Origin of the sequence: Phenylobacterium kunshanense, assembly GCF_003254525.1 — a bacterium.
Lineage (GTDB): Bacteria > Pseudomonadota > Alphaproteobacteria > Caulobacterales > Caulobacteraceae > Phenylobacterium > Phenylobacterium kunshanense.
The window spans coordinates 95,517-118,900 of the sequence record NZ_QFYS01000008.1; the positions used below are offsets into that span (position 1 = coordinate 95,517).

At 69.6% G+C, this 23,384-nt stretch carries 24 protein-coding genes and 1 tRNA gene; 8 read left to right on the forward strand and 17 right to left on the reverse strand.

The features are described from left to right. Positions 1-40 precede the first annotated feature (40 nt). A complete protein-coding gene (locus DJ019_RS16595) occupies positions 41-1,267 on the forward strand; it encodes a serine hydrolase domain-containing protein (protein WP_111277270.1) in 1,227 nt (408 codons plus the stop codon). Here the strand turns inward: DJ019_RS16595 and DJ019_RS16600 are convergent. After that, positions 1,224-2,729, reverse strand: coding sequence for an MATE family efflux transporter (locus DJ019_RS16600; protein WP_111277186.1), 1,506 nt, complete (start codon positions 2,727-2,729; stop codon positions 1,224-1,226). The two genes, DJ019_RS16595 and DJ019_RS16600, sit on opposite strands and share 44 nt — an antisense overlap. Positions 2,730-2,877: 148 nt before the next feature. Between DJ019_RS16600 and rfbD the strand changes: the two genes are divergently transcribed. Continuing rightward, a complete protein-coding gene (gene rfbD, locus DJ019_RS16605) occupies positions 2,878-3,765 on the forward strand; it encodes a dTDP-4-dehydrorhamnose reductase (protein ID WP_111277187.1) in 888 nt (295 codons plus the stop codon). 4 nt (positions 3,766-3,769) lie between these two features. Here the strand turns inward: rfbD and DJ019_RS16610 are convergent, their stop codons facing one another. From DJ019_RS16610 to pdxR, 8 genes are all read right to left on the reverse strand, one after another. Then, positions 3,770-4,201: a GFA family protein gene (locus DJ019_RS16610; RefSeq protein ID WP_111277188.1), complete on the reverse strand. Its 432-nt coding sequence runs from the start codon at positions 4,199-4,201 to the stop codon at positions 3,770-3,772. Further along, on the reverse strand, positions 4,198-5,520 hold the full coding sequence (gene mtaB, locus DJ019_RS16615) for a tRNA (N(6)-L-threonylcarbamoyladenosine(37)-C(2))-methylthiotransferase MtaB (RefSeq protein WP_111277189.1): 1,323 nt from the start codon (positions 5,518-5,520) through the stop codon (positions 4,198-4,200). Before mtaB ends, DJ019_RS16610 begins: the two co-directional genes overlap by 4 nt. Continuing rightward, positions 5,501-6,394, reverse strand: coding sequence for a signal peptidase I (gene lepB, locus DJ019_RS16620; RefSeq protein WP_240606525.1), 894 nt, complete (start codon positions 6,392-6,394; stop codon positions 5,501-5,503). The genes mtaB and lepB overlap by 20 nt, the downstream gene beginning before the upstream one ends. A 5-nt stretch (positions 6,395-6,399) precedes the next feature. Continuing rightward, positions 6,400-7,224, reverse strand: a complete 825-nt coding sequence (gene dapF / locus DJ019_RS16625) for a diaminopimelate epimerase (RefSeq protein WP_165844048.1) — start codon at positions 7,222-7,224, stop codon at positions 6,400-6,402. A gap of 128 nt (positions 7,225-7,352) precedes the next feature. Then, positions 7,353-7,847, reverse strand: a complete 495-nt coding sequence (locus DJ019_RS16630; protein WP_240606520.1) for a PadR family transcriptional regulator — start codon at positions 7,845-7,847, stop codon at positions 7,353-7,355. A 164-nt stretch (positions 7,848-8,011) separates the two neighbouring features. After that, the gene (locus DJ019_RS16635; protein WP_111277193.1) at positions 8,012-8,908 is read right to left on the reverse strand and encodes a hydrogen peroxide-inducible genes activator; all 897 of its coding nucleotides are present in this window, start codon (positions 8,906-8,908) and stop codon (positions 8,012-8,014) included. A 226-nt stretch (positions 8,909-9,134) separates the two neighbouring features. Further along, the gene (locus DJ019_RS16640) at positions 9,135-10,505 is read right to left on the reverse strand and encodes a serine hydrolase domain-containing protein (protein WP_111277194.1); all 1,371 of its coding nucleotides are present in this window, start codon (positions 10,503-10,505) and stop codon (positions 9,135-9,137) included. 89 nt (positions 10,506-10,594) lie between these two features. Continuing rightward, positions 10,595-12,046: a MocR-like pyridoxine biosynthesis transcription factor PdxR gene (gene pdxR / locus DJ019_RS16645; protein WP_205854190.1), complete on the reverse strand. Its 1,452-nt coding sequence runs from the start codon at positions 12,044-12,046 to the stop codon at positions 10,595-10,597. 81 nt (positions 12,047-12,127) lie between these two features. Between pdxR and DJ019_RS16650 the strand changes: the two genes are divergently transcribed. Next, positions 12,128-12,319: a hypothetical protein gene (locus DJ019_RS16650; protein WP_111277195.1), complete on the forward strand. Its 192-nt coding sequence runs from the start codon at positions 12,128-12,130 to the stop codon at positions 12,317-12,319. Continuing rightward, positions 12,316-13,044, forward strand: a complete 729-nt coding sequence (locus tag DJ019_RS16655; protein ID WP_205854191.1) for a pyridoxamine 5'-phosphate oxidase family protein — start codon at positions 12,316-12,318, stop codon at positions 13,042-13,044. The genes DJ019_RS16650 and DJ019_RS16655 overlap by 4 nt, the downstream gene beginning before the upstream one ends. Here the strand turns inward: DJ019_RS16655 and DJ019_RS16660 are convergent. The 8 genes from DJ019_RS16660 to DJ019_RS16695 form a co-directional block, all read right to left on the reverse strand. Beyond that, entirely contained in the window at positions 13,020-13,547 is a 528-nt protein-coding gene (locus DJ019_RS16660; RefSeq protein WP_111277197.1) for an SRPBCC family protein, read from the reverse strand. The genes DJ019_RS16655 and DJ019_RS16660 overlap by 25 nt on opposite strands. Positions 13,548-13,561: 14 nt before the next feature. Beyond that, positions 13,562-14,413 (reverse strand): glutamate racemase, encoded by an 852-nt coding sequence (locus DJ019_RS16665; RefSeq protein ID WP_111277198.1) that lies wholly within the window; start codon positions 14,411-14,413, stop codon positions 13,562-13,564. Between the two features lie 76 nt (positions 14,414-14,489). Next, on the reverse strand, positions 14,490-14,885 hold the full coding sequence (locus tag DJ019_RS16670; RefSeq protein ID WP_111277199.1) for a hypothetical protein: 396 nt from the start codon (positions 14,883-14,885) through the stop codon (positions 14,490-14,492). Positions 14,886-14,961: 76 nt separating this feature from the next. Then, a complete protein-coding gene (locus tag DJ019_RS16675) occupies positions 14,962-15,555 on the reverse strand; it encodes a methylated-DNA--[protein]-cysteine S-methyltransferase (protein ID WP_338066106.1) in 594 nt (197 codons plus the stop codon). Between the two features lie 10 nt (positions 15,556-15,565). Next, positions 15,566-18,343 (reverse strand): calcium-binding protein, encoded by a 2,778-nt coding sequence (locus tag DJ019_RS16680; protein ID WP_111277200.1) that lies wholly within the window; start codon positions 18,341-18,343, stop codon positions 15,566-15,568. A gap of 136 nt (positions 18,344-18,479) precedes the next feature. Further along, complete coding sequence (locus DJ019_RS16685) at positions 18,480-18,878, reverse strand: Zn-ribbon domain-containing OB-fold protein (protein ID WP_165844049.1); 399 nt, start codon at positions 18,876-18,878, stop codon at positions 18,480-18,482. Positions 18,879-18,880: 2 nt separating this feature from the next. Beyond that, entirely contained in the window at positions 18,881-20,068 is a 1,188-nt protein-coding gene (locus DJ019_RS16690; RefSeq protein ID WP_111277201.1) for a thiolase domain-containing protein, read from the reverse strand. Between the two features lie 66 nt (positions 20,069-20,134). After that, on the reverse strand, positions 20,135-21,172 hold the full coding sequence (locus DJ019_RS16695; RefSeq protein WP_165844050.1) for an alpha/beta hydrolase fold domain-containing protein: 1,038 nt from the start codon (positions 21,170-21,172) through the stop codon (positions 20,135-20,137). Between the two features lie 41 nt (positions 21,173-21,213). Here DJ019_RS16695 and DJ019_RS16700 point away from each other — a divergent pair, with 41 nt between their 5' ends. The 4 genes from DJ019_RS16700 to DJ019_RS16715 all read left to right on the forward strand — a co-directional run bounded on the left by DJ019_RS16700 (position 21,214) and on the right by DJ019_RS16715 (position 23,375). Beyond that, on the forward strand, positions 21,214-21,612 hold the full coding sequence (locus tag DJ019_RS16700; RefSeq protein ID WP_111277203.1) for a helix-turn-helix transcriptional regulator: 399 nt from the start codon (positions 21,214-21,216) through the stop codon (positions 21,610-21,612). A 115-nt stretch (positions 21,613-21,727) separates the two neighbouring features. Then, the gene (locus tag DJ019_RS16705; protein ID WP_111277204.1) at positions 21,728-22,666 is read left to right on the forward strand and encodes a calcium-binding protein; all 939 of its coding nucleotides are present in this window, start codon (positions 21,728-21,730) and stop codon (positions 22,664-22,666) included. A gap of 85 nt (positions 22,667-22,751) precedes the next feature. Next, positions 22,752-23,174: a PaaI family thioesterase gene (locus tag DJ019_RS16710; protein WP_111277205.1), complete on the forward strand. Its 423-nt coding sequence runs from the start codon at positions 22,752-22,754 to the stop codon at positions 23,172-23,174. A gap of 111 nt (positions 23,175-23,285) precedes the next feature. Further along, positions 23,286-23,375: transfer RNA gene (locus DJ019_RS16715), tRNA-Ser, on the forward strand. The last annotated feature ends 9 nt before the right edge of the window (positions 23,376-23,384 follow it).

A 23,384-nucleotide genomic window follows, 5' to 3' on the forward strand; every position in this document is an offset into this window, starting at 1 on the left:
GCAAGGACAAATGCCCCGCCGCATCATCCGAGGACCGACCATGAGCAAGGCCGAACGACTGGGCTTTTCCCCCGAGCGCCTGAAGCGCATCGACGCCTTCCTGGAGGAGAAGTACGTCGGCCCCGGCCGCCTGCCCTGCGCCCAGTTCGTGCTCGCCCGCGGCGGCGAGGTGGTCCACCAGACGCTGCTCGGCCAGCAGGATCCGGAGCGCGGCGTCCCCCTCGCCGAGGACACCGTCTTCCGCATCTACTCCATGACCAAGCCCGTCACCTCCGTGGCGCTGATGCAGCTGGTCGAGGAGGGCAAGATCGCCCTGGACGACCCAGTCCATCGCTACATTCCGGCGTGGAAGGACCTGGGCGTCTTCTCCGCCGGGGTGAACCCTGTATTCGCCACCACGCCCCCCGAACGGCCGATGCAGGTGGTCGACCTCCTGCGGCACACGTCGGGCCTGACCTACGGCTTCCAGAACCGAACGAACGTCGACGCCGCCTATCGCAAGCTCAAGCTCGAGGCGATGCACGGGGAGCACGACCTCGAGAGCATGATCGACATGCTTTCGCGCGTGCCGCTGGAGTTCTCGCCAGGCGAGGCCTGGAACTACTCGGTCGCCACCGACGTGGTCGGGTATCTGGTTCAGACGGTGGCGGGGAAGCCGCTGGACGTCGCCCTCCGGGAGCGGATCTTCGAGCCGCTGGGCATGGTGGACACGGGGTTCTTCGTCCGCGACGACCAGCGAAACCGCTTCGCCGCCTGCTATGACGCGGTCCTGGGCGGCAAGATGAAGCTGCAGGACGACCCGCAGAAGAGCCCCTATCTCGCGCCGCCCAAGCTGCTGTCGGGCGGCGGCGGCCTGGTCGGCACGGCGGCCGACTACATGCGCTTCGCCAACATGCTGCTGAACCGCGGCGAGTTGGACGGCGCGCGGATCCTCGCGCCCAAGACCGTCGACCTGATGGCGTCCAACCACCTTCCTGGCGGCGCGGACCTCACCGAGATGTCCCGCTCACTGTTCTCGGAGAGCACCAACGCCGGCGTCGGCTTCGGCCTGGGCTTCGCCGTCGTCTTCGACCCGCCGCAGACCCTGATCCCCTGCAGCCTGGGCGAATTCTACTGGGGCGGCGCGGCGTCCACCGCTTTCTGGGTCGATCCGCTGGAGGACATCACCGCGGTGTTCATGACCCAGCTCCTGCCGTCGTCCACCTACCCGATCCGGCGCGAGCTCAGGACCCTGGTCTATTCGGCGCTGATGGAGACGAACGGCTGAGCTCGGCGTCTTCGCCGGCTTCCTCCGCCGCCTCGGCCAGGGCTTCGGCTTCCTCGATCATGGGCTGGCCGAAGCCGGTGTCGGGCTCGTCGGTGACGGCCGGCGTGGTCGGCAGGATGCGCCCCTTCCGCCAGCCGCCCCAGAGGTAGTAGGCGCCGGACAGCAGCATGGTCATGCCGCTGCCGATCGGGAAGCTGATCCAGATGGCGTCGGCGCCCAGGTGGGGCTGCAGCAGGTTGGCGAGCGGAATCCGCACGCCCCACAGCGCCACGATCATCGCCAGCAGCGGCGGCCAGACCGCCCCGGTCGCCCGCACGACGCCCGAGAAGATGAAGGCGATGCCGAAGGGGATGAAGCCCCACAGCACGATCGAATTGATGTGGATGGCGATCGGCAGCGACGGGCTGTCGCCCGGCAGGAAGGCCCGCAGCACCCAGGGGTCGGCCAGATAGATCGCCACCACCGGCAGGGTGGTGAACAGCAGGGCGTAGAGCGCGCCCGAGCGCGCCACCTTCTCCACCCGGTCCATGTGGCCGGCGCCGACGTTCTGCGCGGACATGGACGACACCGCCGCGCCCAGGGCCATGGCGGGCATCTGCACATAGGTCCAGAGCTGGGCCGCGGCGCCGTAGGCGGCCGAGGTGTGGACGCCGTAGCCGTTCACGAGGCCCATCATCGTCACTGCCGCCAGCGAGGTGACGATCATCTGGAAGCCCATGGGCATGCCGCGGAAGACCAGCCCGCGGATGATCGTGAAGTCCGGCTTCAGCAGATGGAACTCGCCGGGCCTGAGCACCAGGATCGAGTCCTTCCGGTAGAGGTGGACGATCATCGCCGCGAGGGTGACCGTCTGCGACAGCAGGGTCGCCGTCGCCGAGCCCGCGATCCCAAGCTTCGGGAACGGTCCGTAGCCGGTGATCAGCAGGGGGTTCAGCACCACGTCCAGCCCGACCGCCAGCAGCGAGAACAGGAACGGCGTCCGGCTGTCGCCGGTCCCGCGTTGGGCCATCATCACGTAGCTGAAGAAGTACATGAACGGCATGGCAGAGAAGATCACGCGCAGGTAGGCGATCGCGTCCGCCCGCGCCTCGGCCGGCGTGCCCATGGCGTCCAGCACGTGCGGCGTCAGCAGGACGCCCGCCACGCCGACGCTCAGCGAGACGACGATGAAGAAGGCGGTGGAGGTTCCCACCACTCGCCTGGCCTGGGCCTCGTTCCGCGCGCCCAGGGCGTGGCCGATCATGATGTTCGAGGCCATCGACAGGCCGAACACCGCCCCCAGCATCAGGAACATGATCTGGTTGGCGTTGGACGTGGCGGTCAGCGCCGACTCGCCCAGTACGTGGCTGACCCAGATGGCGTTGGCCGAGCCATTCAGCGACTGCAGGATGTTGGTCCCCAGCACCGGCAGGGCGAACAGGATCAGTGTCCTGCCGATCGGCCCCTTGGTCAGATCCGGCATCCGGCGTCCGGGCGGCCCGCCCCTCGCCACGCTGCTCGCCGCTGTCACTGCCGATCCCCCTGCGCCGTACCGTTCTTACGAGCGCGCGGGTGCAGGCTTCAAGCACGCCGCGTCTTGAGGCCGCTCCGATTGCCGCTAAACACGGGGCATGACCGTCAAGATCCTGCAGTTCGGAACCACCGGCCAGCTCGGCGTCGAGCTCCTGCGGCAGGCGCCCGCCCACGACGTCGCGATCACGGCGCTCGGCCGCGGCGACTGCGACCTCGCCGATCCCGCCGCCGCGGCCCGGAAGGTGGAGGAGCTGCGGCCCGACGTCGTGGTCATCGCCGCCGCCTACACCGCGGTCGATCTGGCCGAGAGCGAACAGGACGCCGCCCACGCCGTGAACGCAGCGACGCCCGGCGCCATCGCAGCGGCGGCGGCCAAGGTCGGGGCAGCGTTGATCAACGTCTCCACCGACTATGTCTTCGACGGCGAGGGCGGCGCGCCCTACGCCGAGGACGCGGCGACGAACCCGCTCAACACCTACGGCCGCACCAAGCTGGAAGGCGAGAAGGCCGTCGCGGCGGCCAATCCCCGGTCGCTGAGCATCCGGACGTCGTGGGTGGTCTCGCCGCACGGCAAGAACTTCGTGAAGACCATGCTGCGGGTCGCCGCGGCCGGAAACCCGCTGAAGGTGGTGGACGACCAGTCAGGACGCCCCACCTCCGCGGCCGACCTGGCCGGGTTCATCCTGGGGCTCGCCGAGACGCTGGCGGCGGCCCCGGCCGGAGATCGGCGTTTCGGCATCGTCCACTTCGCCAATGACGGCGAGGTGACCTGGCGCGACTTCGCCGTCGAGATCTTCCGGCAGGCTCTTGGCGACGCCGCACCCGAGGTCGGCGCGCAGAAGACCGCGGACTATGTGACGCCGGCCAAGCGCCCTCTGCGGGCGACCATGGACCTCACACGGCTGAATCGCGACTTCGGCGTCTCCCCGCGGGCCTGGCAGACCGCGCTCAAGGACATCATCGCCGAGCTGAAGGCTGCCGACTGACGCCTCAGGTGTCGTGGTCCGGGTGCTGGTTGGAGTGGATTCCTTCCAGATAGCCCGGCGGGGCCACCAGCACTTCCAACCCTGAAAAGTCGCGCACCCAGGCCGGTCCAGCCTGCGGCTGCAGTTGCACCGTCGGCGTGATCTCAACCGCGCGGTCGAAGGTGAAGATCGCGATATCCAGCGTCTTCTCGCTCTCGAAGGTCAGCGGCGTGCCGCACTTGGGGCAGAACCCGCGGCGGATCTTGTTCGAGCTCTGGAAGTGGGACGGCGGCTCGCGGGTCCAGATCGTCTCTTCGCGCTTTACCGTGACGAAGGCGCCGAACGGTCCGCCCATGGCCTTCTGGCACATGCGGCAGTGGCAGATGCTGGGCCGCCCCAACTCGCCGTCCACGCGGAACCGCACAGCGCCGCACTGACACCCGCCCGTCCAGCTCATGCCGCCACCGTCTCCAACACCTCGGCCAGCAGGCGCCGGCCGTCGTGGCCGCTCACCCGCACGGTGGCCAGCTCGCCCACCGGCGCCTCGCCCGTAAAGGCGATCTCGGTGAAATCGTCGGCGCGCGCCACGCCCGGCCGCTCCACCAGGGCGCTGAGGGTGCGGCCCGTCTGGCGGGCCAGATGCCGCGCGAGCCCCGCTTCGCCTGCCGCGCGCAGTTGCGCGGCGCGGGCCTTGACCACATCGCGCTTCACCGGCGGCATCCGCGCCGCGGGCGTGCCGGGACGCGGGCTGAACGGGAAGACGTGCAGGAACGCCAGGTCCGCCTCTTCCACGAGCCGCAGGGTGTTCTCGAACATCTCGTCGGTCTCGGTCGGGAAGCCGGCGATCAGGTCGGCGCCAAAGGCCACGTCCGGCCGCGCCGCCCTGACCTCGCGCACCAGCTTCAGCGCGTCGGCGCGGCTGTGGCGGCGCTTCATCCGCTTCAGGATCATGTCGTCGCCGGCCTGCAGGCTGAGGTGCAGATACGGCATCAGCCGCGGCTCCTCGGCGAGGCATCGCATCAGGTCGGGGTCGATCTCGGCCGCATCGATGGACGATAGGCGCAGGCGCGGCAGTTCGGGGACCAGCTTGAGGATCCGCGCCACGAGCTGGCCAAGGGTCGGCTGTCCCGGGAGATCGGCGCCCCAGCTCGTCACGTCGACGCCCGTCAGCACCACCTCGCGATAGCCTTCGGCGGCCAGCCGGCGCACCTGCTCCACAACCTCACCCGCCGCCGCCGACCGCGAATTCCCGCGCCCGTACGGGATGATACAGAAGGTGCAGCGGTGGTCGCAGCCGTTCTGAACCTCCACATAGGCCCGCGCGCGGTCCTTCAGGCCGTCGATCAGGTGACCGGCGGTCTCGCGCACGCTCATGATGTCGTTCACGCGGACGCGGGCGGGCCCGCCCCCCGCCACCGAAGCGACCGACTTGTAGGCGCCCGCCTCGCTCTTCTCCGCGTTGCCGAGCACGAGATCCACCTCGGCCATGCCGGCGAAGGCGGCGGGGTCGATCTGAGCCGCGCAGCCGGTGACGATCAGCTTCGCGCCCGGCCGCTCGCGGCGCGCCTTGCGGATCGCCTGCCGCGCCTGGCGGACAGCCTCGTTGGTGACCGCGCAGGTGTTGAACACGATGGCGTCCGACAGGCCGTCCTCCGACGCACGCCGCCGGATGACCTCGCTCTCATAGGCGTTCAGCCGGCAACCGAAGGTGACGATGCGGACATCGCCGTCGTCGGTGTCGGTGGGCGTCAGGGTCTCAGGGCTCTCGGCCGACACGGGACTTGTCCTTGGACCAGACGATCTTGCGCACCACCGCGCAGACGTCGCGGTCGGCCACCGCGCCGAAGGTGCGGGAGTCGGCGGCGTTGTCGCGGTTATCGCCCATCATATACCACGCCCCCGCCGGAACGGTGACGGGCGCCACGTTGTCCAGATCGGCGTCGGTTCCGAGGTCGTAGATCGTGTGCCGGGCCCCATTCGGCAACACCTCCTCCAGCTCGGTCGCCCGGACGGCCAGATCGGGGGTGGTCTCAGACCCCATCGCCCAGCGGCGCACAGGCTTTCCGTCGACGACCAGGAGACTCTCGCGCATGGCCACGCTCTGGCCCGGCCCGGCGACGATCCGGTGGACCAGCGGCTCGGCGGTTCCCGGCCGGCGGAAGACCACCACGTCCCCCGGTTTCGCGCCGGCGCCGCCGCAGTTCGCTCGGGCGCCGTCGACGATGATGATGTCGCCTTGCCGAAGCGTGGGCTCCATCGAGCCCGAGCTCATCACATAGGTGGGATGCGGTCCGTAGGCGCTGTAGAGCAGGTTCGCCACGAACAGCACCGCCCAGGGCAGGATATAGAGCAACGCCAGGCGGCTGGGCCGACCGCCCCGCGCCGGCGCGGACTTGGCGATCGCCGCGGCGTGGAGGCCCAGGAAGGCGCCCAGCGCGAGCGCGCCGTACAGCACTCCATCCTGCCCGAAGACATAGACGCCCGGCGGGTTGGCCAGCGTCCAGTAGTTGGCCGCCACCGTCCCGGCCAGGAGCAGCACGACGGTCGCAACCGCGGTCTTCCAGGCTCCAGCGTAGGCGTAGCCGATCGGCGGGAAGATCGCGTTCAGGATCAGGGCGATCCACCAGCGGCGAGGCCGCGGGGCGTTCACGTCGCTCAAGGCAGCTCGCCCGCGAAGTCCACCGCCGCCGGCCCGGTCATGATCACATGGCCGTCCTGGCGCCATTCGATGAAGAGCTCGCCGCCATCCAGCTCCAGCGTCGCATGGCGACCGGTGAGGTCGCGCCGCGCCGCCGCCACCAGCGCCGCACAGGCGCCGGTGCCGCAGGCCTTGGTGAGACCGGCTCCCCGCTCCCAGACCTTCAGGCGGATGCGGTCCCGACCCTTTACCTGGGCGAAGCCGACGTTGACGTGCTCGGGGAACAGCTTGTGCGTCTCGACCACTGGACCTGCCTCGGTCACGGGCGCCTGCTCGGCGTCGGGGACGAAGAACACGACATGCGGATTGCCCATGGAGACGCAGCCGGGCGGCGCCATCAGGTCGGCATGGTGATAGAGCGCCACGTCCAGCGCCCGGGTGTCGTGCTCCTCGGCCAGCGGGATCTCGTTCCAGGCCAGGCCGGGCTCGCCCATGTCGACGCTTACCAGCCGTTCGCCCGCGCGGGTGGCGACGAGGCGGCCAGCCTTGGTTTCCAGCACCACCTCGTCCTTGCCGGTCGACTGCATCAGCAGCCAGCCGACGCAGCGCGTGCCGTTGCCGCAGGCGCCGACTTCCTCGCCGTCGGCGTTCCAGAAGCGCACGCGCGCATCGACGCCGTCGTCGCCCTTGTCCAGGGCGATGAGCTGGTCGCAGCCGACCCCGCTCTCGCGGTTGGCGATCGCGCGCACCTCCTCCGCCGTGGGATCGAAGGGGCCGGATCGGGTCTCGACCACGACGAAGTCGTTGCTGAGGCCATTCATCTTGAGAAACGGGCGAGCCATGGGCCGGCTCATATAGTGGAAACGGGGCTCGGCCGCACCCCGCGCAAAAGGCGAGCCTCCGCCGACGCGGAGGCTCGAGGCTACGGACCCAATCCTGGGGGAGGCGGTCCGGGTCTCTAGGACTGGAGTCAGGCGCGCTCGATGGCGGCCGCCGTGTCGTCGATCATGCCGACGATGCGATCGAGCTGCTCCGGCGTCATCGGCCGGGCCATGCGGTTCTTCACCGCCAGCCCCAGGTTCATCATGGCGCGGGCGACGCGCGGACGGCCGGGGCCGGCGTGGCGGGACGCCTCGTCCATCCGTTCCAGCAGGGCTTCGACCGTCGGCCGGGCCCGATCCAGCTCGGCGCGACCGGCGTCGGTGATCTCGAAGTTCTTGCGGCCGGCCTCGCTGTCGGCCTGACGGATCATCCCCTCGTCCTCGAGCATCGCCAGCGTCGGATAGAGGACGCCCGGCGATGGCCGATACGCGCCGCCCGTGCGTTCCTCCAGGGCCTTGATGAGCTCGTAACCGTGCATGGACTGCTGCTCCAGCAGCGCCAGGAGGACGATCCGCAGGTCGCCGTGGCCGAAGAACCGGCCATGCCGGCCGCCCCGGCGTTCATGTCCGTCGTGGCGCCCCATGCGCCCGCCCCAGCCATGCCGGCTCCGGTGAAAACGTCCCTCGTGGAAGTGTCTGTACATTCAAATTCGACCTATTTTCGATATGTCTAATTATCAGATATATCGAACCCGCGCGGGCCGCAAGTGAATTTTCGATACAGTCTAAACGATCAGGAACGACAGCCTCAGACGTCCTTCAGGACGTCGGCCAGCAGGCGGCCCTCGGCCCTGCGGTTGGAGCCCGCACGCCAGGCCACGACGATCTCCCGCGTGGGATGGTCGGCCTCAATGGGGCGGACGGCCACGTTCGCCGCCTTGGCGAGGCCGGCGCTGACCGCCATTTCGGGCAGGAAGGTCACGCCCAGGCCCGACCCCACCATCTGCACCAGTGTCGGCAGGCTGGTGGCCGCGAAGGGCTCCTCGCCTTGGGCCGCACGTGGCGGATTGAGGCGGCACGCCGACAGGGCATGCTCGCGCAGGCAGTGGCCGTCCTCCAGCAGGATCATGTTCTCAGCTTCCAGATCCTCCGGCGAGGTGGACGCCTGACGCGCCAGAGGGTGATCGGCCGGCACCGCCGCCAGCAGTTCGTCATCCGCGACGTGGGCCCATTCCAGCCCCGCGACGTCGAACGGCAACGCGATCAGCGCCGCGTCCAGGCGGCCGGCCTTCAGTTCGGCGATCAACCGGTGGGTCTGATCCTCGCGCAGGAACAGGCGCAGCTTTGGGAACCGCTGCTTCAGCAGCGGCAGGGCGCCGGGCAGGAGGAACGGGGCGATCGTCGGAATCACGCCAAGCCGGAAACGTCCGGTCAGCGGCTGGCCGGCGTTCTTAGCCGCCTCGACCAACTCCTCCGCCTCGTTGAGGATCACCGTCGCGCGGCGCAGGGCCTCTTCGCCGACGGGTGTCAGGATCACGCCTGTGCGGGCGCGGTCGACCACCGGCGCGCCCAGCGTGCGCTCCAGCTCCTGGATGCCGGCCGAAAGCGTGGGTTGGGTCACGTGCGCCGCCTCGGCCGCCTTGCCGAAGGCGCCGTTCTCGGCGAGCAGCTTCAGGTATTGGAGTTGGCGGATGGTTGGCAGCATGCAGGCGCTCCGGGAGTCGGCCGGAACATAGGCTTGCTCTATCCCATTTTCAAAAACTATCGATTGGATACGATATTCGAGCGCGCCTATCTTTCCGGGGTGGCCGATCCCAATCCCGGCCACTGCCGAGGCGCCGCGGTCGCACACACCCGCGACACCCCGGCCAACGCCCGGCGGCGCTCACCGCTTCTCCCCCAAACGAGCGCCGCCGGGCTCTTCGGCCTCGCTATTCATCGGGACGCAGCTCCAGGATCGCACCATCGCGGGCGGTTCGCGCGACCCAGGGCTGGACCCGCCGCTCAAAGGTCACGCGATAGACCCGCCTGGTCTCGTCGCCTTCAGGACGCTCGGCGAGCAGCTCCACCCCCTTGATGGGCCCCACAGCCGCAAGGAGCGCGTTCCCGAAGTCCTGCAGGAACCCGATCGCGCCCGCACCCTTGGCCCCAAACCGCGCAGAATCCACCCGCCCCGACGCGGCGTCCTGCAGGGTGGCGCGAAACACGGCCGTGAGCTCCGGTCGGGTATCACGGATGCCCGGCGTCCTCTCGGTGGAGGGAAGACTGAGGTCGGCGATCGATTTCGACAGGAGGGGATAGAACCGCCGCTGGTTGACGAGACTGATGACCGTCAGGCTTCGCTCGGGCAGGTGGACGATATCCGCCAGCGCCGGCCCGCCGGTGTGCCCCACCACTGGCTCGCCCCGATAGGTTCCCACTGTCCACCCGATGCCAAAGGGAGCAGTGGCGCCGTCGTTGAGACGCGCGGGCGTCATGAGCTCCCGCAGGCTGCCGGCGGAAAGGTATCCTCCGCTGTCGAGGGCGGTGAACAGGGTTGCGATGTCTCGAACCGAGGCGAAGAGGCCCCCGGCCGAGTAGGTGAAGACGGGGTACAGGTACGACTCGTCCCTCTGGACGCCGTCCCGCCAGGCATAGACGGAGGCGCGGCCTGGGATCACCTCAGCGGTACGCACCCGGCCGTCCTCCCGGACAAAGGCGAAGCCCGTGCGGGTCAGCTTCAGCGGCTCGATGACTTCCCGCTTCAGCAGCTCGGCATAGGTGAGGCCGGACACCCTCTCCATGACCGCCGTCAGCACGACGAAGTCGGTCAGGCCGTAGCGACTTTCGGCGCCGGGCGTATAGGCGAGCGGCCGGCCCTTCGCCGCCTCGAGCACCTGCTGCGGCGTGGCGCTGCTGGGCATGCCCAGCCCCTCGGGGAGGCCGGACGTATGGCTGGCGAGATGCCTCACCGTGATCGGTCGCCAGCCGTCGGGAACCGCGCCCAGATAGCGATCTATCGGCGCGTCCAGTTGGATCAGCCCCTTGTCGACGAGCCGCATCAGCACGATCCCGCCAAACACCTTGGAGACTGAAGCGATCTGGAATGGGGTGTCGGCGGTCACCGGCCCCGGCCATTCCAGATTGGCCACGCCATAGGACGAGGTCCGCACGGTGCGACCGTCCTTGATCACCGCCACCGCCGCTCCCGGAATGTGGCTGGCCGCCATGTAGCGGCGGACCACGTCGTCCACTTCGTCGGCGCGCGCGACAGCGGCAGGAATACACACGGCGAAGAGGACGGCGAGGGCAAGACGAAGCATCGCCAATTGCTGGCGGACGGGCGAGCCTGTCGCCAGTTAATCCGACGCAATGCGACGAACGCGTGCAGATCGGCGATAAACCCGGCGGCTCACGGCCCCGGGGGCGCTTCCAGCACCGCCGCCAGGCGCGCCACGCCCGCGTCCATCGCCTTCGCCGGGAACCCCGTGAACCCCAGCATCAGGCCCGGCCGGGCCGCCGCGTCATGGAAGAGCGGGCTGATCGCACGGGCGACCAGCCCTCGAGCCCGCGCCTTCGCCTCGACCTCCACGTCCGAGCGGCCATCACGAAGGTAGGCGATCAGGTGCATGCCCTGGTCCGGCACGTCAGGCTCCAGGATGTGCCCGAGCCGCCGATCCAGGGCCTCGGCCAGGGCGTCTCGCTGGGCCTTGTAGGCGAGGCGGCGGCGGCGAATGTGGGCCGCGAACTGGCCGCTCTCCATGAAGTCGAGCGTGATCGCCTGGGTGATCGTCGGCGGCTGCCGGTCGGCGAGGCGGCGGAGTTCGGCGAACGGTTCGGCCAGAACCCTGGGGGCCACGAGGTATCCGAGCCGTAGCCCCGGAAAGAGCGCCTTGTTGAGCGTGCCGACGTAGATCACCCGCTCGCCGCCATCCAGGCCCTGCAGCGAGGCGAGCGGCGCGCCGGCATAGCGGAACTCCGAGGCGTAGTCGTCCTCCAGGATCCAGGCCTCCGCCTGGCGCGCCCAGGCGATCAGCTCCAGCCGCCGCCCCATCGAAAGGGCCACGCCCAGCGGATACTGGTGAGAGGGCGTCACGAACGCCGCCCTGGCGTCCGGCGCCCGCGCGACGCCCGCCTGGACGACGAGGCCCGCACGATCCACCGGGACGGCGACGGCGTCGGCCCCGGCCGCGGTCAGGGCGCTCCAGGTCGAAGCGTAGCCGGGATCCTCCAGCCAGACCCGGTCGCCCGGCTTCAGAAGCAGGCGCACGGCGAGGTCGACGGCATGCTGGGCGCCCGTGGTGATCACCACCTGATCGGGTTCGCAGTTCACGCCCCGCGCCGCCCGCAGGTAGTCGGCGACAGCGGCGCGCAGGCGCGGTTCGCCGGCGGGGTCGGAATAGCCGAAGTGCTCGGGCGAAAGGTTGCGCAGCGCCCGCCGCGTGGAGGCGGCCCAGGCGTCCAGCGCCCGAGCATCCATCAGGGTCCGCCCGTTGGAGAACGTCTGGGCCTGCTCCGACAGCGGCGGGACGACGCGTTGCACCCGCTCGCCAGCGGAAGATGGACGCAGCGGCGGCTCGACGGCCGGCCTGACGTCCAGGACGCCGGAGAGGTCCCGCGAGACATAGGTGCCCGAACCCTGGCGCCCCTCTGCATAGCCCTCGGCGAGGAGCTGGTCGTAGGCCGCCACCACCGAGGCCCGAGCCACGCCCAGCCGCCGGGCGAAATCGCGGCTCGACGGCAGCCGGCCGCCGGGCTTCAGGGCGCCGGCATGGATGGCGGCGCGCACCTGGTCATAGACCTGGCGGATGACCGGGCGCCCCGGCTCGGGCGCGGTCCAGGGATAGATGTCCGCCCAGCTCAAGTGGTCTGCCCCATCACCCATCATTGGACCTGTAGAGCAGACCACATAGCGCGTAGCTCCGCGGCTGGAAAGGAGACACCCATGCCCTCGCCCCGCCCGCAGCCCCCCTCGACCCTGGCCGACGCCCGCCGCGTCGCCCTCGTGTCAGTGCTGGCCTACATGGTTGCTATCGCGCTGGTGGTCGCGAGCCTGCCGATGTTCCTCGACACCGCCGAGCCGCTGCAGACGGTCGCAAGGGTCCCCGCCGTCTTTGCGCCGGAGCCGCCGCGGTGAGCCCGGCCGACGGAATGGCGGCGTTTACGCCCACCGCACGGTCCCAGGTGCGTCGGCGGCCCCAGCGCGCGGCCTATGACGAGGCGGCCGTCTATGGCGTGCTCGACGCCGGGGTCATGGCGCACGTCGGCTATGTGATCGACGGCCAGCCCTATGTCACGCCTACCGCCTACTGGCGCGAGGGCCGGCGCCTCTACTGGCACGGCGCGGCCGCCAGCCGGATGCTGGAAACGGTCGCCCAGGGCCTCCCGGTCTGCGTGACCGTAAGCTTCCTGGACGGCTTCGTCGTCGGCCGGTCCGGTATCACCCATTCCGTGAACTATCGCTCGGTCATGGCGTTTGGCCGCGCCCGGCTGGTCGAGGACATCGCCGAGGTCCGCGCCGCCATGGACGCCTTCGTCGACCGCCTCTACGCGGGGCGGCCGGTCAAGCTGCGCCCGACAACCGACGACGAGCTGCGCCGCCTGAAGCTCGTCGAAATGGAGATCGAGGAGGCGTCGGCGAAGATCAAGGACACCGGCGTCGGCGACCTTCCGGCCGACGAAGGCTGGGGCGCGTGGTTTGGGGTGTTCCCGGTCGAGACTCGCATCGGCGCCCCTCTGCCCGACCCTCGGAATCTGACGCCCAGGACCGACGACCTGTCGCCCTACGCAGAAGGCGCCCGGCTGGACGACGCCCTGGCGACGGCGGCGGCCCGGACCTATGGCGCGCCGGTCTCCACGTAGCGCTTGAGCCGCGTCCAGCCGCCGTTCAGCACCTGATCGACCACCGGCGCGGCCTTGAGCGCGAAGTCGCGCGCGCCCCCGACATTGTAGGTGATCGTCAGCTCGGTCCCGCCGTCCTTCGGCTTCATCTGGAAGAACAGCGCCGCGCTGACGCCCTCGTCCTGCAGGGGCCCCAGCGCCGCATCGGCCCGGATCATGCCCTGTTCGGGCCAGGCCAGCACCACCGCGCCGTGCCGCACGCTGCCGCCGCCCGGAATGGTCTCGCACCAGCACGCCCCCGCCTGCAGCGGCATAGAGAGGTTCTCGGACTTGCCGGAATAGGTGTGCTCGGGATCCCACCAGCGGCCGATCTCGCCGATCGCCTGGTAGACCTTTGCCGGCGGCGCCTTGATCTGTTGCACCGACTTGATCCGGAAGCCCTGTGGGCCCGTCTCCACCACCTCAGCGCGGGCCCCGCCCGCCAGCAGCAGGACGGCGAGCGCCGTCGGGATCACCGCCTTCATGCCGTCCCCCTTCGTCAGGCCGGTTCGAAGTTTAGCGGACCTCCCCAGAAAGTCTCCACCAGGCTGTTCTGGGCCCCGGGCTCGCCGGTCGTGAGAAAGCGGCGGCCGCCGCCCGTCCCCGGATCGAACTCGGGGTGCCGCGCGAGGTATCGCTCCAGGGCGTCTGCGGTGGCGTCCGGCTGCCGGATCAGCGGCGTGCCCGGTGGCAACGCCGCCTGGAACAGATCGGCCACGATCTCATAGTGCGTGCAGCCCAGGATCGCCCGGTCGGGATGGCGGCCGATCCGCGTCGCCAGCGCCTTCACGTGGCCCTGGATGACCGTGGCGATCTCCGCGCGCGGCGCGTTCTGCTCGATCATCCGCGCGAGCTCGGGACACGGCTCCGAGAAGACGGCCACGTCCTGTCGGCGCTTGTCGATCTCGATCTCGTAGACCCGGCTCTTCGCGGTAGCGGGCGTGGAGAAGACGCCAAGGATGTCCAGCTTCTCCACCTTGTCGCCGCGCCGTTCGGCCTCATGCTCCCAGGGCAGGCCCGTGGCGGCCTCGATGGTCGGCACGACGATGCCGAGCACGTTCAGCGACCGCCCCACTTCCCGCCGATAGCCGGGCAGCCAGGTCTGCTGCAATCGCCTCAGGGCCACGCTCGCCGCCGTGTTGCAGGCGAGGACGACCACGTCGCAGCCCTCGTCGAACAGGCGCACGCAGCCGGCCTTCGTCAGCTCGACGATCTCCTCGCCGCTGCGTCCGCCGTACGGGGCGTTGGCCTGGTCGGCCAGATAGACGAAGTCGGCCTTGGGGAACCGATCCACGAGCCGGTGGTGCACGGTCAGGCCGCCCACGCCGGAATCGAACACGCCGATGCTCATGTGCTGGTGTTAGCGGCCGCCGCGGAACGTGTCGACGTCACGGGCGCGCCTGCACGGAAACGGCGCCGTGGGGCGGTCAGCGCCAGTCGCGGCCCGCAGACACGGTGCTGGCCTTGCGGACCAGGCCGCTCACGGGCCCGGCGGCGACTTCACAGGCGCCCAGAAGCGCATCGGCGTCGCGGCCGACGATGCGGCAGGTGACGTCCTGGCCGAAGCTTGCCGCCATCAGAGTCTCGCGCGCGGGCGGTGCGGTCGACGCCTTCGCCAGGTCGTCGGCCAAGCGCACGGGGACCCACATCGAAGGGTCGGCGCCGAGCGCCACGCACAGGGTCTCGCCATCCAGCACATGCAGCACCGGACCCCGGATCATCGTCGCTTCCGCCGGCGCCTCGCCTCTGCAGACGGCGGCCTGCGCACCGCCCGCCAGGGCCGAGGTCGCCAGGAGCGCGCCGATGAGGAGTGGAAGTCGCATAGAGGTTCAACGCCGTTCGTGTGGCGTTGTTCAGAGCAAGTTCCGCGCCACGCCGGATATACGGCGCGGAGGGGCTTCAGGAGGCGAACAGGTCCGCCTGCGCCGCCGCCTTGGCGCCCTCGATCGCCAGCAGCTTCAGCTTCGTGTTGACCCCGCCCCGGGCCGAGAAACCGCCCGCCTTGCCGCCAGCCGCCGTCACCCGATGGCAGGGGACGACGATCGGCCAGGGGTTCTTGCCCAGGGCCTGGCCCACTTCGCGTGCGAGCATCTTGTCGCCGAGGCGCAGGGCGATCTCGCCGTAGGTCACGGTCTCGCCGGGCGGAATGCCGCGGGCGATCTCATAGACCCGGACGTGGAAATCTGGCGTCCGGGACAGGTCGAGCGGCGCGTCCGACAGGTCGGCCTTCTCGCCCCGCATCAGCGCCTGGATTCCAGCGAGGGTGGCGCGCAGCCCCGCCGGCGCGGTCGCTTCAACCGCCTCGGGAAAGCGGCGCAGGAAACCCCGCCGCGCGGTCTCGACGTCGGGCTCGGGGAGGTGGACGGCCACGAGGCCGGCGTCGCCCCAGGCAAGGCCGGCCGTTCCGATGGCTGTGTCGAAGAGCGCGTACTGGATCATTTCCGCAAGATAGCGCGGGTCGCCGAAAGTCGCTGGCGGCTTTCGGACATCCATGCCGCCTCCTTTAGACGATCCAGCCCTCCGACGGCGCGCCCGCCTGGGCGCCCGAGACTTCAAGCTGATACGTGCCCTCAGACTCCGCCCCCGACCGCACGACGACGTAGTAGGCGCCGCCCGCGACGATGCCCGACAGTTGCAGGCTGGCGTCCCGCCCGACGCCGCCGTCCTCGTCCGAGGCGACCAGCCGGCCATTGGCGTCATAGACCTCGAGGCGCGGATCGCTCAGCGTGCCGCCGCCTGAATCCTGCCCGCGCACGTCGATCCGGAGGGAGCCGCCGGGCCCCGCAGTCACCTGGAACCAGTCGCGATCGGCGCTCGGCCGCCCCGAGGTCGTGAAGTTCTTCAGCGTGCCGGTCGCCAGGCCACCGGTCACGCCATGTCCGACCTGTTCCCGGCCGAACAGTTCGTCGCCTCGAAGGCCCTGGTCCGCGCCCGTCGTGAGCCAGTGGTTGATGGCCGTGTCGAACGTGACGCCGGCGTTCACGAGGTCCGGGTACGAGAGCACATAGGCCACCTTGTCGAAGCCGGCCGGCTCGCGGAACTCATAGGCCCCCGACCGGATCCAGTGCTGGAAGAGCGCGTTGGCGTCCGTTCCAAACAGCCGCGCCAGGTCGTCGTTCGACGCGCCATAGAGCAGGGGATCGAAGCCGTTCACCGCTCGGCCCTCACCCGCGCCGGCGACGGCGTAGTGGCGGGTCAGGGCGGCCTCGTCGGCCCCGAAGGCGCGCAGGAGGTCCGCATGGGCCGCGCCATACTGCAAGGCGTCGAAGCTGGTCGCTGAGCGGCCGGCCGCGAACCCGGTCGTGATCCAGTGTCGGGCCAGCGCCTGGGCGTCGACGCCGAACTGGGCCAGCAGGTCCGGATTCGAGGCCGCATAGCGCAGCGGATCGAAGGTATCGAGGGCTCGCCCCTCCGGCCGGCCGGTGTTCATCCAATGCTGGCGAGCCCGATCCACGTCCGTGCCGATGGAGGCGATCAGGTCGGTGTTCGAGGCGATGTAGCGCAGGCCGTTGAACGCCTGGTTCGTGAACTCGGCCCAGGAGAGGGACTGCCCGCCGATGACGACCCGCTCGAAGCCGTGGACCTCGCTGGTCCCATAAGGTCCGATCAGACGCGCGTCCTGGCCGTTGAGGCCGGCGACGAAATAGTCGCGCACCGAACCCACGAGGATCAGCGTGTCGGTCCCCGCTCCGCCGTCGAGGTAGTCCGACCCGGAATAGGGATCGATGGTGTCGTCCCCCGCGCCGCCTACCAGCAGGTTCGACAGGTAGTTGCCGGTCAAGGTGTCGTTGAACGCCGAGCCGTACAGCGCCTCGACGTCGATCAGGGTGTCGTTCCCGGCTCCGCCGGTTGCGCGCAGGGCGCTGATGTCGGCGTTCACCGCGGCCGGCGCGTCGGCATAGGTGACGAAGTCCACGTTCAGGCCCCCGACGATGCGGTCATCGCCCGCGCCGCCCGACAGGCTGTCGCCGCCCATGCCGCCATCCAGCGTGTCGGCGCCGCCCCCGCCGAACAGGACATCGTCGTTGGCGAGACCCGTAAGCCGGTCGCCCAGGGCCCCGCCGGTCAGCCGGTCGATCCCGGGCCCGCCCTGGAAGTTCAGCTCGAAGGCGGTCAGCGCGACCTTCACCCCGGTCCCGCTCGCATCGCCCCCGATGCCGCTCTCATCCCGCCACATGGCGGCGAGCACGCCGTCCGGACTGACGGTGAGGCGCAGGTCGTCCTGGACGCCCGCGGTCGTCGTCCCGAGGCGGAATGCGGCGCCGTCTAGCTGGCCGGCGCTGGTCAGCACCTGGGCCATCACATCGCCGCCGGCGCTCCAACCGACGACCAGGCGGCCGTCCGGAAGTTCGACCATCTGCACGTCGCGAAGGGACGTCCCCTCGGCGAGGCGGATGGGCGGGGTGCGGACGTTGCCCGGCCCAGCCAGGCTCGCCCGGTCGTAGGCGGAAAACCACACGGCGTCGCGTGCCGCCCAGGCGACCCCGATCCGGCCGTCGGCGAGCTCGGCAAGCCCAAGGCCGCCGATGCCATACACCACGAGCTGCCCGTCTGCGGGCGTGGTGTCGAACCGGATCGACGCCAGGCGATCGCCTGATGGAGAAAAGTGCGCTCCCCCCTGGAACGGCGGCGTGTAAGGCCCGTCGCTGATGCCGGTGTTCACGAACCGCCAGGACTCGATCAGCGAGCCGTCGCTCAGCTCCAGGACCGTCAGCTCAGGGTCATATGCTCCGCCGCCGCGTCCGCTCGCGATCGAACCGCCACGCTGCCACTCCACGGCTCCATTGGCGTCGACCACGACGAGACGGACCGACAAGGAGCCGCGGCCGCTCGTATCGCCACTCGACGTGTCCCAGGACACGGCGTAGCCGCCGTCCGCCAGCGGAATGATGTCGATGTGCCGGGGAGACAATCCGAAGGTGGGCGTGCCGCGGACATCGAGGGAGTAGAGGGTCTGGCTCGCACCCTCCGGCTGGCCCATGGCGTCGTAGCGCTGGGCGACGACCTCGTACTGCTGCGCTCCGTCCTTGACGATCCGCACCGCAACGAAGCCGGCGCCGACCGCCGCGACCGACACGTCACTGGCGGCCCCCAGGATGAGTTCCCCGCCCTCTGGCGAGCCATCCGCTCCGAATACCCGCAGTTTCGCGATGTCGCCGGCGCCGTCGTCGATCCATGCCGCCACGCTGCGGCCGCCGGCAAGGACGGCGACATCGCCCGGCCGCTGCCCGCCCTCGGTCGCGACGTTGACGAGACGTTCGGCGACGCGGACTTCGGGCACGGCACTCAACCTCAGGGCAATTCAGCGCAACCTGCGCGAATAGCCTCTAGAGCGGTGGTTGAACGCCCCCGACAACCGAATTGCGATGAAGGGCGAGTGGTCGTCGACGACGGTCTGACGCCACTCATATTGTCGGTCAGGCCGGCACGAACACCGGCACGGGCGGGCCGCCCTCGGTCGGCTGCAGCTTAACCTTCACCCGCTGGCCGATCTTCAGGTCGTCGGGCGCCACGTCGACGATGTTGGTCATCACGTTCGGGCCCTCGTCGAGGGTGACGTAGGCCAGGGCGTAGGGGCCGGTCGGGGATTTGCGCAGGATCGAGAAGCTGTAGACCACGCCCTCGCCCTTGCTCTCCTCCCAGACGGTCTTGTCCGAGTGGCAGAACGGGCACATTGCGCGCGGATACCAATGGGCCTCGCCGCAGGCCGTGCAGCGCTTGATCAGGAATTTGCCCTCGGCCGCCGCGTCGAAGAACGGCTTGGACTCAAGGGTGACGGCGGGGGCCGGGACCGGCCGGGTCATCAGTTCGGACATTCTCAGGCCTCCCGTTCGAAGATCGCCGTCGCCGCCCCGTGCCGCACGCCGAGCGAACCACCCGTGCCGTGGGCGATGGCGAGGTCGCAGTTGGGCACCTGCACCTTCGGATGCGCCTCGCCGCGAAGCTGGCGCACCGCCTCGATCACCTTGGTGATGCCGCCCCGGTTGGTGGGGTGGTTGTTGCAGAGGCCGCCGCCGTCCGTGTTGAAGGGCAGCTTGCCGATGCCGGAGATCAGGTTGCCGTCGGCGACGAACTTGCCGCCCTCGCCCTTCTTGCAGAAGCCCAGGTCTTCGAGCTGCATCAGAACGGTGATGGTGAAGCTGTCGTAGATCGAGGCGTACTTGATGTCGGCCGGCGTGACGCCCGCCTCCTCGAACGCGCGCGGACCCGACCAGACCGCGCCGGAATAGGTCAGGTCCAGCTTGCCGCCCTGCTGCACCTTCGGCGCCTCGCCGACCCCCATCAGCTTGACCTTCGGCCGGTTCAGGCTCCTCGCCACCTCGGGCGAGGTGACGACCAGGGCGCCGCCGCCGTCGGTGACCACACAGCAGTCCAGAAGGTGCAGCGGGTCGGAGATCATCCGCGAGTTCACCACCTCCTCGACGGTGACCACGTTCTTGAGGAAGGCGTGCTCGTTCCACTGGGCGTGGTGGCTGGCCGCCACCTTGATCCAGGCGAGTTGCTCCGAGGTGGTGCCGTACTCGTACATGTGACGCATGGCGCACATGCCGTAGGTGTTGTGCGTCGAGCCGCCGTAGATGTTCTCGAAGCCGGCGCCGGGGTCGCCGTCGGTAAGGCCCGTCGGGCCCGGACGGGCGCTCGGACCCGGGCGGTTGCCGCCGTTGCGCGGCCGGCCGGCCAGGGTGATCAGCGCCACCTGGCACTTGCCCGCCGCGATCGCCTGGGCCGCGTGGCCCACGTGCAGGATGTAGGAGGAGCCGCCGGTCTCGGTAGAGTCCATGTGGCGGACGTTCTTCAGCCCCATGTAGTCGATCATCGACATGCCGCCGAAGCCCGGCGCATCGCCGGCGCAGAAGTAGGCGTCCACGTCGTCGAACGAGAGTCCCGCGTCCTCCAGGGCGCCCTTGGCGGACTCCGCATGAAGCTGGGCCGTCGTCTTGTCGGGCGCATCCCGCGTCGGATGCTCATACGCGCCCATCACATAGGCCTTGCCCTTGACGCTCATGCGACCTCCCCGAACAACCGGTATGGGCTTAGCCGCTGGCGCGCCCCGCGGCAATTGCACGTAGGGTCACCCGAGAGTTGCGCCGTCGAGCCGGCGGCGGATGAAGTCCGCGGCCAGTCCGATCGACTGCCGCGCCTTCGGGGTCTGCATCCGCTCCCACACATGGGTTTCCTCGGACCACAGCCGGACGGTCAGGTCACAGCCGCGCTCGCGCATGGCCTCGGCCAGCCGCACCGCGTCGTCATAGAGGATGTCGCCACGGCTGGCGTGGATGAGGGTGGGAGGGAACCCATCGAAGGCTCCGAAGATGGGTGAGGCGACCGGATCGGTCGCGGACCGGCCGCCCAGGTAGAAGCGCGCCATGAGCGCCAAGCTCTCCATGGTGTAGGGCGTGGTCCCCAGGAGGGACGCGGCCGTCACCGACCAGCTCTGCAGGGAAAGGTCGACCCAGGGCGACAGCAGCACGAGGCCCGAGGGCGGCGGCAGGCCCCGGGCGATCGCCGCCTGGAGCGCCGCCAGAAGGATCGCAGCCCCCGCCGACTCCGCCAGCGCCACCACCGGTTCGTCAGGGGCCGTCTGCGCCTGCCAGGCCCAGGCCGCGATGATGTCCTCCACCGCCGCCGGACAGGGGTGTTCAGGGGCCAGGCGGTAGCTGGGCGCGAACACGCGCGCCTCTGCGGCGGCTGCGAAGCGCGCCACCAGGTGGGTGATGCGTGGCGATCGGTCGGCCGCGAACGAGCCGCCATGGACGTAGAAGACGACGCCGCGAGGCTCCGCAGCCCGCGGCGCAAACCATTCCGCAGGGGCCGGCGGGGGCGGCAGATCGCGGCCAGGGCCCGGGAGGCGTATGGCCTCCGCATCCAGGCGCGCCAGCACCGGCGCATCAAAGCGAGCGTGGATCCGCCGCTGGCGCTCGGCGTGCTGCCTCAGCGCCTCGGGGCCCCGGGCCTCGGCCGCAAGGGTCGCGCGCATGGTCGAGGTCACGATCCGCTGCATCGTCCGGTTGGCCGTCCGACGCGCCAGGGTCTTCAGGGGGTTGGTTTCGGGCCGGTCCATCTGCCGCACATCGAGCCGACCGACCGCCGCCACTCCAGTGGGACGCATTACGCTCATGACCGCGGCCGACTCTCTCCTAGACTGGAGACATGAGTGACGACCCGCACATCCACCGGCGCCTGCTCGAACAGGCCCAGGCCTACGCTCGCCTCTATCCGAGCATAGCCGCCCGGCTGAAGGCTGCGCTCGCGGCGGGAGACCCCAATCTCAAGAACCTCGTCGACGCCCTGACCGAGGCCATGGCCCGCGCCGACGCCGGACGCGAACGCCAGCTCCGCGACGGATGGAGCCTGAGCCGGCAGGAGGCCCGGGTCGCCCTGCACCTCATCGACGGCGGCACCGTGGCGACCTGCGCGGCAGAATTCTCTGTCGCGGAAAGCACTATAAGAACGCATCTGAAGGCCATTTTTGCCAAGACCGGACGCAACCGCCAAGCTCAACTGGGATCGTTGCTGAAAAATAACAGCGAAATGTCGAGTTTCGACTGATCGCCCGGATTAACTAAGCTTCGAAAATACACGCCCCTCCTCCCCCAAATTGGGGATGCGAGAGGGCATCAGCTCTCCCACCCTCACGCACCTAAACTTGTGGGGGTATGAACTCATGGCGCTTCTCGTCGCCGGCGCCGCCGGCATCAGCGTGGACACGCTCAGCATCACCGACCTGCTCGAGGGTACGGTCGTCACCGCCACCTCGAGCCGCCTGGTCCTGAACGACCTGCCCTGGGTCGAGGAATTCACGGGTCAGTTCATCTATGGCGCCTCGGGCGATATCGAGGGCGGCACGCTCAATGCGTGGCGCGAGACGCTGGATGGGAACCTGGTTTTCGAGGTCTCCGACTTCTCGACCCCGGTCGCCACCTTCCTGCAGTGGGTGAACACCAACGACAACGAAGCGGCCCGCAGCACGATCCTCGGCGGCTCGGACAGCATCGTCGGTTCGGCCAGCGCCGACACCCTGCGCGGCTACGCGGGCAACGACGTCATCCACGGGGGCAACGGGACCAACTACCTGCGCGGGGATGAAGGCAACGATTCCATCCTCGGTGGCGCGGGCTTCGACGACATCAACGGCAACATGGGCGCCGACACGGCCTCTGGCGGACTCGGTGAAGACTGGGTCGTCGGTGGCAAGGACAACGACGTCCTGTCGGGGGGCGACGCCTATGACCTCGTCTACGGCAACCTCGGCGCAGACACGTGCGATGGCGACGAGGGCGACGATATCGTGCGGGGCGGCCAGGACAACGACATCGTTCGCGGCGGCGGCGGCGACGACTACGTCTCGGGCGACAAGGGCGACGATACGGTCTGGGGCGGCGCAGGAGCCGACGAGTTCCACAGCTTCGGCGACGCCGGCCTCGATCGCGTCATGGACTTCAGCTTGGCCGAGGGCGACCGCGTGCGCCTCGATCCCGGCACGACCTACACCGTGGCCCAGTCGGGCGCGGACACGATCATCAGCATGGGCGGGGGCGGCCAGGTGGTGCTCGTCGGCGTTTCCATGAGCAGCCTCACGGGGAACTGGATCTTCACCGGCTGACACCTCCTCCCGCGGCCTTGGCTATCGCGGCGTCAGCTTCCCACTTGAAGCGGAACGGTAGTCCAAGGACCTAGGGGGATGAGGCATGATGGACGGCAACCAGGCCGCGGCGTTCCAGGAGCGTCAGCGGGGCACCTTGCCCGGCGAACTCGATATCGAATGGGAAGAGGTGGCCAACGGCCGCGCCCGCGGACGGTTCGTGGCGGCCCGCAAGCACATGGCCGCCAACGGTTTCCTCCACGCCGCCTCGGTGGTGGCGCTGGTCGACAGCGCCTGCGGCTATGGCTGCGTCGCCTCTCTGCCTGAGGGCGCCAGCGGCTTCACGACCATCGAGATCAAGGCCAACTACCTGGGCACCGCCAAGGAGGGCGAGACGGTCGCGTGCGAGGCCCGCCTGCTGCACGGCGGCCGCATGACCCAGGTCTGGGACGCCGAGGCGGTGAACGAAACGACGGGCAAGACCATGGCCGTCTTCCGGTGCACACAGATGGTGCTCTACCCGCGCTGAGCTGAGCTGCGCGCCGCGGCGCGAGATCGCAGTTGCGTGATCGCGGCCGGATGAGTAGTAGTCGCCGCTCGCTCAGCCGGCGGTCCTTCGCGACCCGCCGTGCAGCCCGTCGGAGAGGTGGCTGAGTGGTTGAAAGCACCGCACTCGAAATGCGGCATACTCGCAAGGGTATCGAGGGTTCGAATCCCTCCCTCTCCGCCATCGAAACTT

Bases quoted from the DNA above. Each gene is read 5' to 3' on its own strand.
- rfbD (WP_111277187.1), top strand. From the start codon at position 2,878: ATGACCGTCAAGATCCTGCAGTTCGGAACCACCGGCCAGCTCGGCGTC.
- DJ019_RS16690 (WP_111277201.1), bottom strand. From the start codon at position 20,068: ATGAGCGTCAAGGGCAAGGCCTATGTGATGGGCGCGTATGAGCATCCG.
- DJ019_RS16710 (WP_111277205.1), top strand. From the start codon at position 22,752: ATGATGGACGGCAACCAGGCCGCGGCGTTCCAGGAGCGTCAGCGGGGC.
- DJ019_RS16695 (WP_165844050.1), bottom strand. From the start codon at position 21,172: ATGCGTCCCACTGGAGTGGCGGCGGTCGGTCGGCTCGATGTGCGGCAG.
- DJ019_RS16670 (WP_111277199.1), bottom strand. From the start codon at position 14,885: ATGCGACTTCCACTCCTCATCGGCGCGCTCCTGGCGACCTCGGCCCTG.
- DJ019_RS16630 (WP_240606520.1), bottom strand. From the start codon at position 7,847: ATGGGGCGCCACGACGGACATGAACGCCGGGGCGGCCGGCATGGCCGG.
- dapF (WP_165844048.1), bottom strand. From the start codon at position 7,224: ATGGCTCGCCCGTTTCTCAAGATGAATGGCCTCAGCAACGACTTCGTC.
- DJ019_RS16600 (WP_111277186.1), bottom strand. From the start codon at position 2,729: ATGCCGGATCTGACCAAGGGGCCGATCGGCAGGACACTGATCCTGTTC.
- DJ019_RS16685 (WP_165844049.1), bottom strand. From the start codon at position 18,878: ATGTCCGAACTGATGACCCGGCCGGTCCCGGCCCCCGCCGTCACCCTT.
- DJ019_RS16595 (WP_111277270.1), top strand. From the start codon at position 41: ATGAGCAAGGCCGAACGACTGGGCTTTTCCCCCGAGCGCCTGAAGCGC.
- DJ019_RS16665 (WP_111277198.1), bottom strand. From the start codon at position 14,413: ATGAGCATCGGCGTGTTCGATTCCGGCGTGGGCGGCCTGACCGTGCAC.
- DJ019_RS16650 (WP_111277195.1), top strand. From the start codon at position 12,128: ATGCCCTCGCCCCGCCCGCAGCCCCCCTCGACCCTGGCCGACGCCCGC.
- DJ019_RS16640 (WP_111277194.1), bottom strand. From the start codon at position 10,505: ATGCTTCGTCTTGCCCTCGCCGTCCTCTTCGCCGTGTGTATTCCTGCC.
- DJ019_RS16705 (WP_111277204.1), top strand. From the start codon at position 21,728: ATGGCGCTTCTCGTCGCCGGCGCCGCCGGCATCAGCGTGGACACGCTC.
- DJ019_RS16660 (WP_111277197.1), bottom strand. From the start codon at position 13,547: ATGAAGGCGGTGATCCCGACGGCGCTCGCCGTCCTGCTGCTGGCGGGC.
- DJ019_RS16610 (WP_111277188.1), bottom strand. From the start codon at position 4,201: ATGAGCTGGACGGGCGGGTGTCAGTGCGGCGCTGTGCGGTTCCGCGTG.
- DJ019_RS16635 (WP_111277193.1), bottom strand. From the start codon at position 8,908: ATGCTGCCAACCATCCGCCAACTCCAATACCTGAAGCTGCTCGCCGAG.
- DJ019_RS16700 (WP_111277203.1), top strand. From the start codon at position 21,214: ATGAGTGACGACCCGCACATCCACCGGCGCCTGCTCGAACAGGCCCAG.
- DJ019_RS16675 (WP_338066106.1), bottom strand. From the start codon at position 15,555: ATGGATGTCCGAAAGCCGCCAGCGACTTTCGGCGACCCGCGCTATCTT.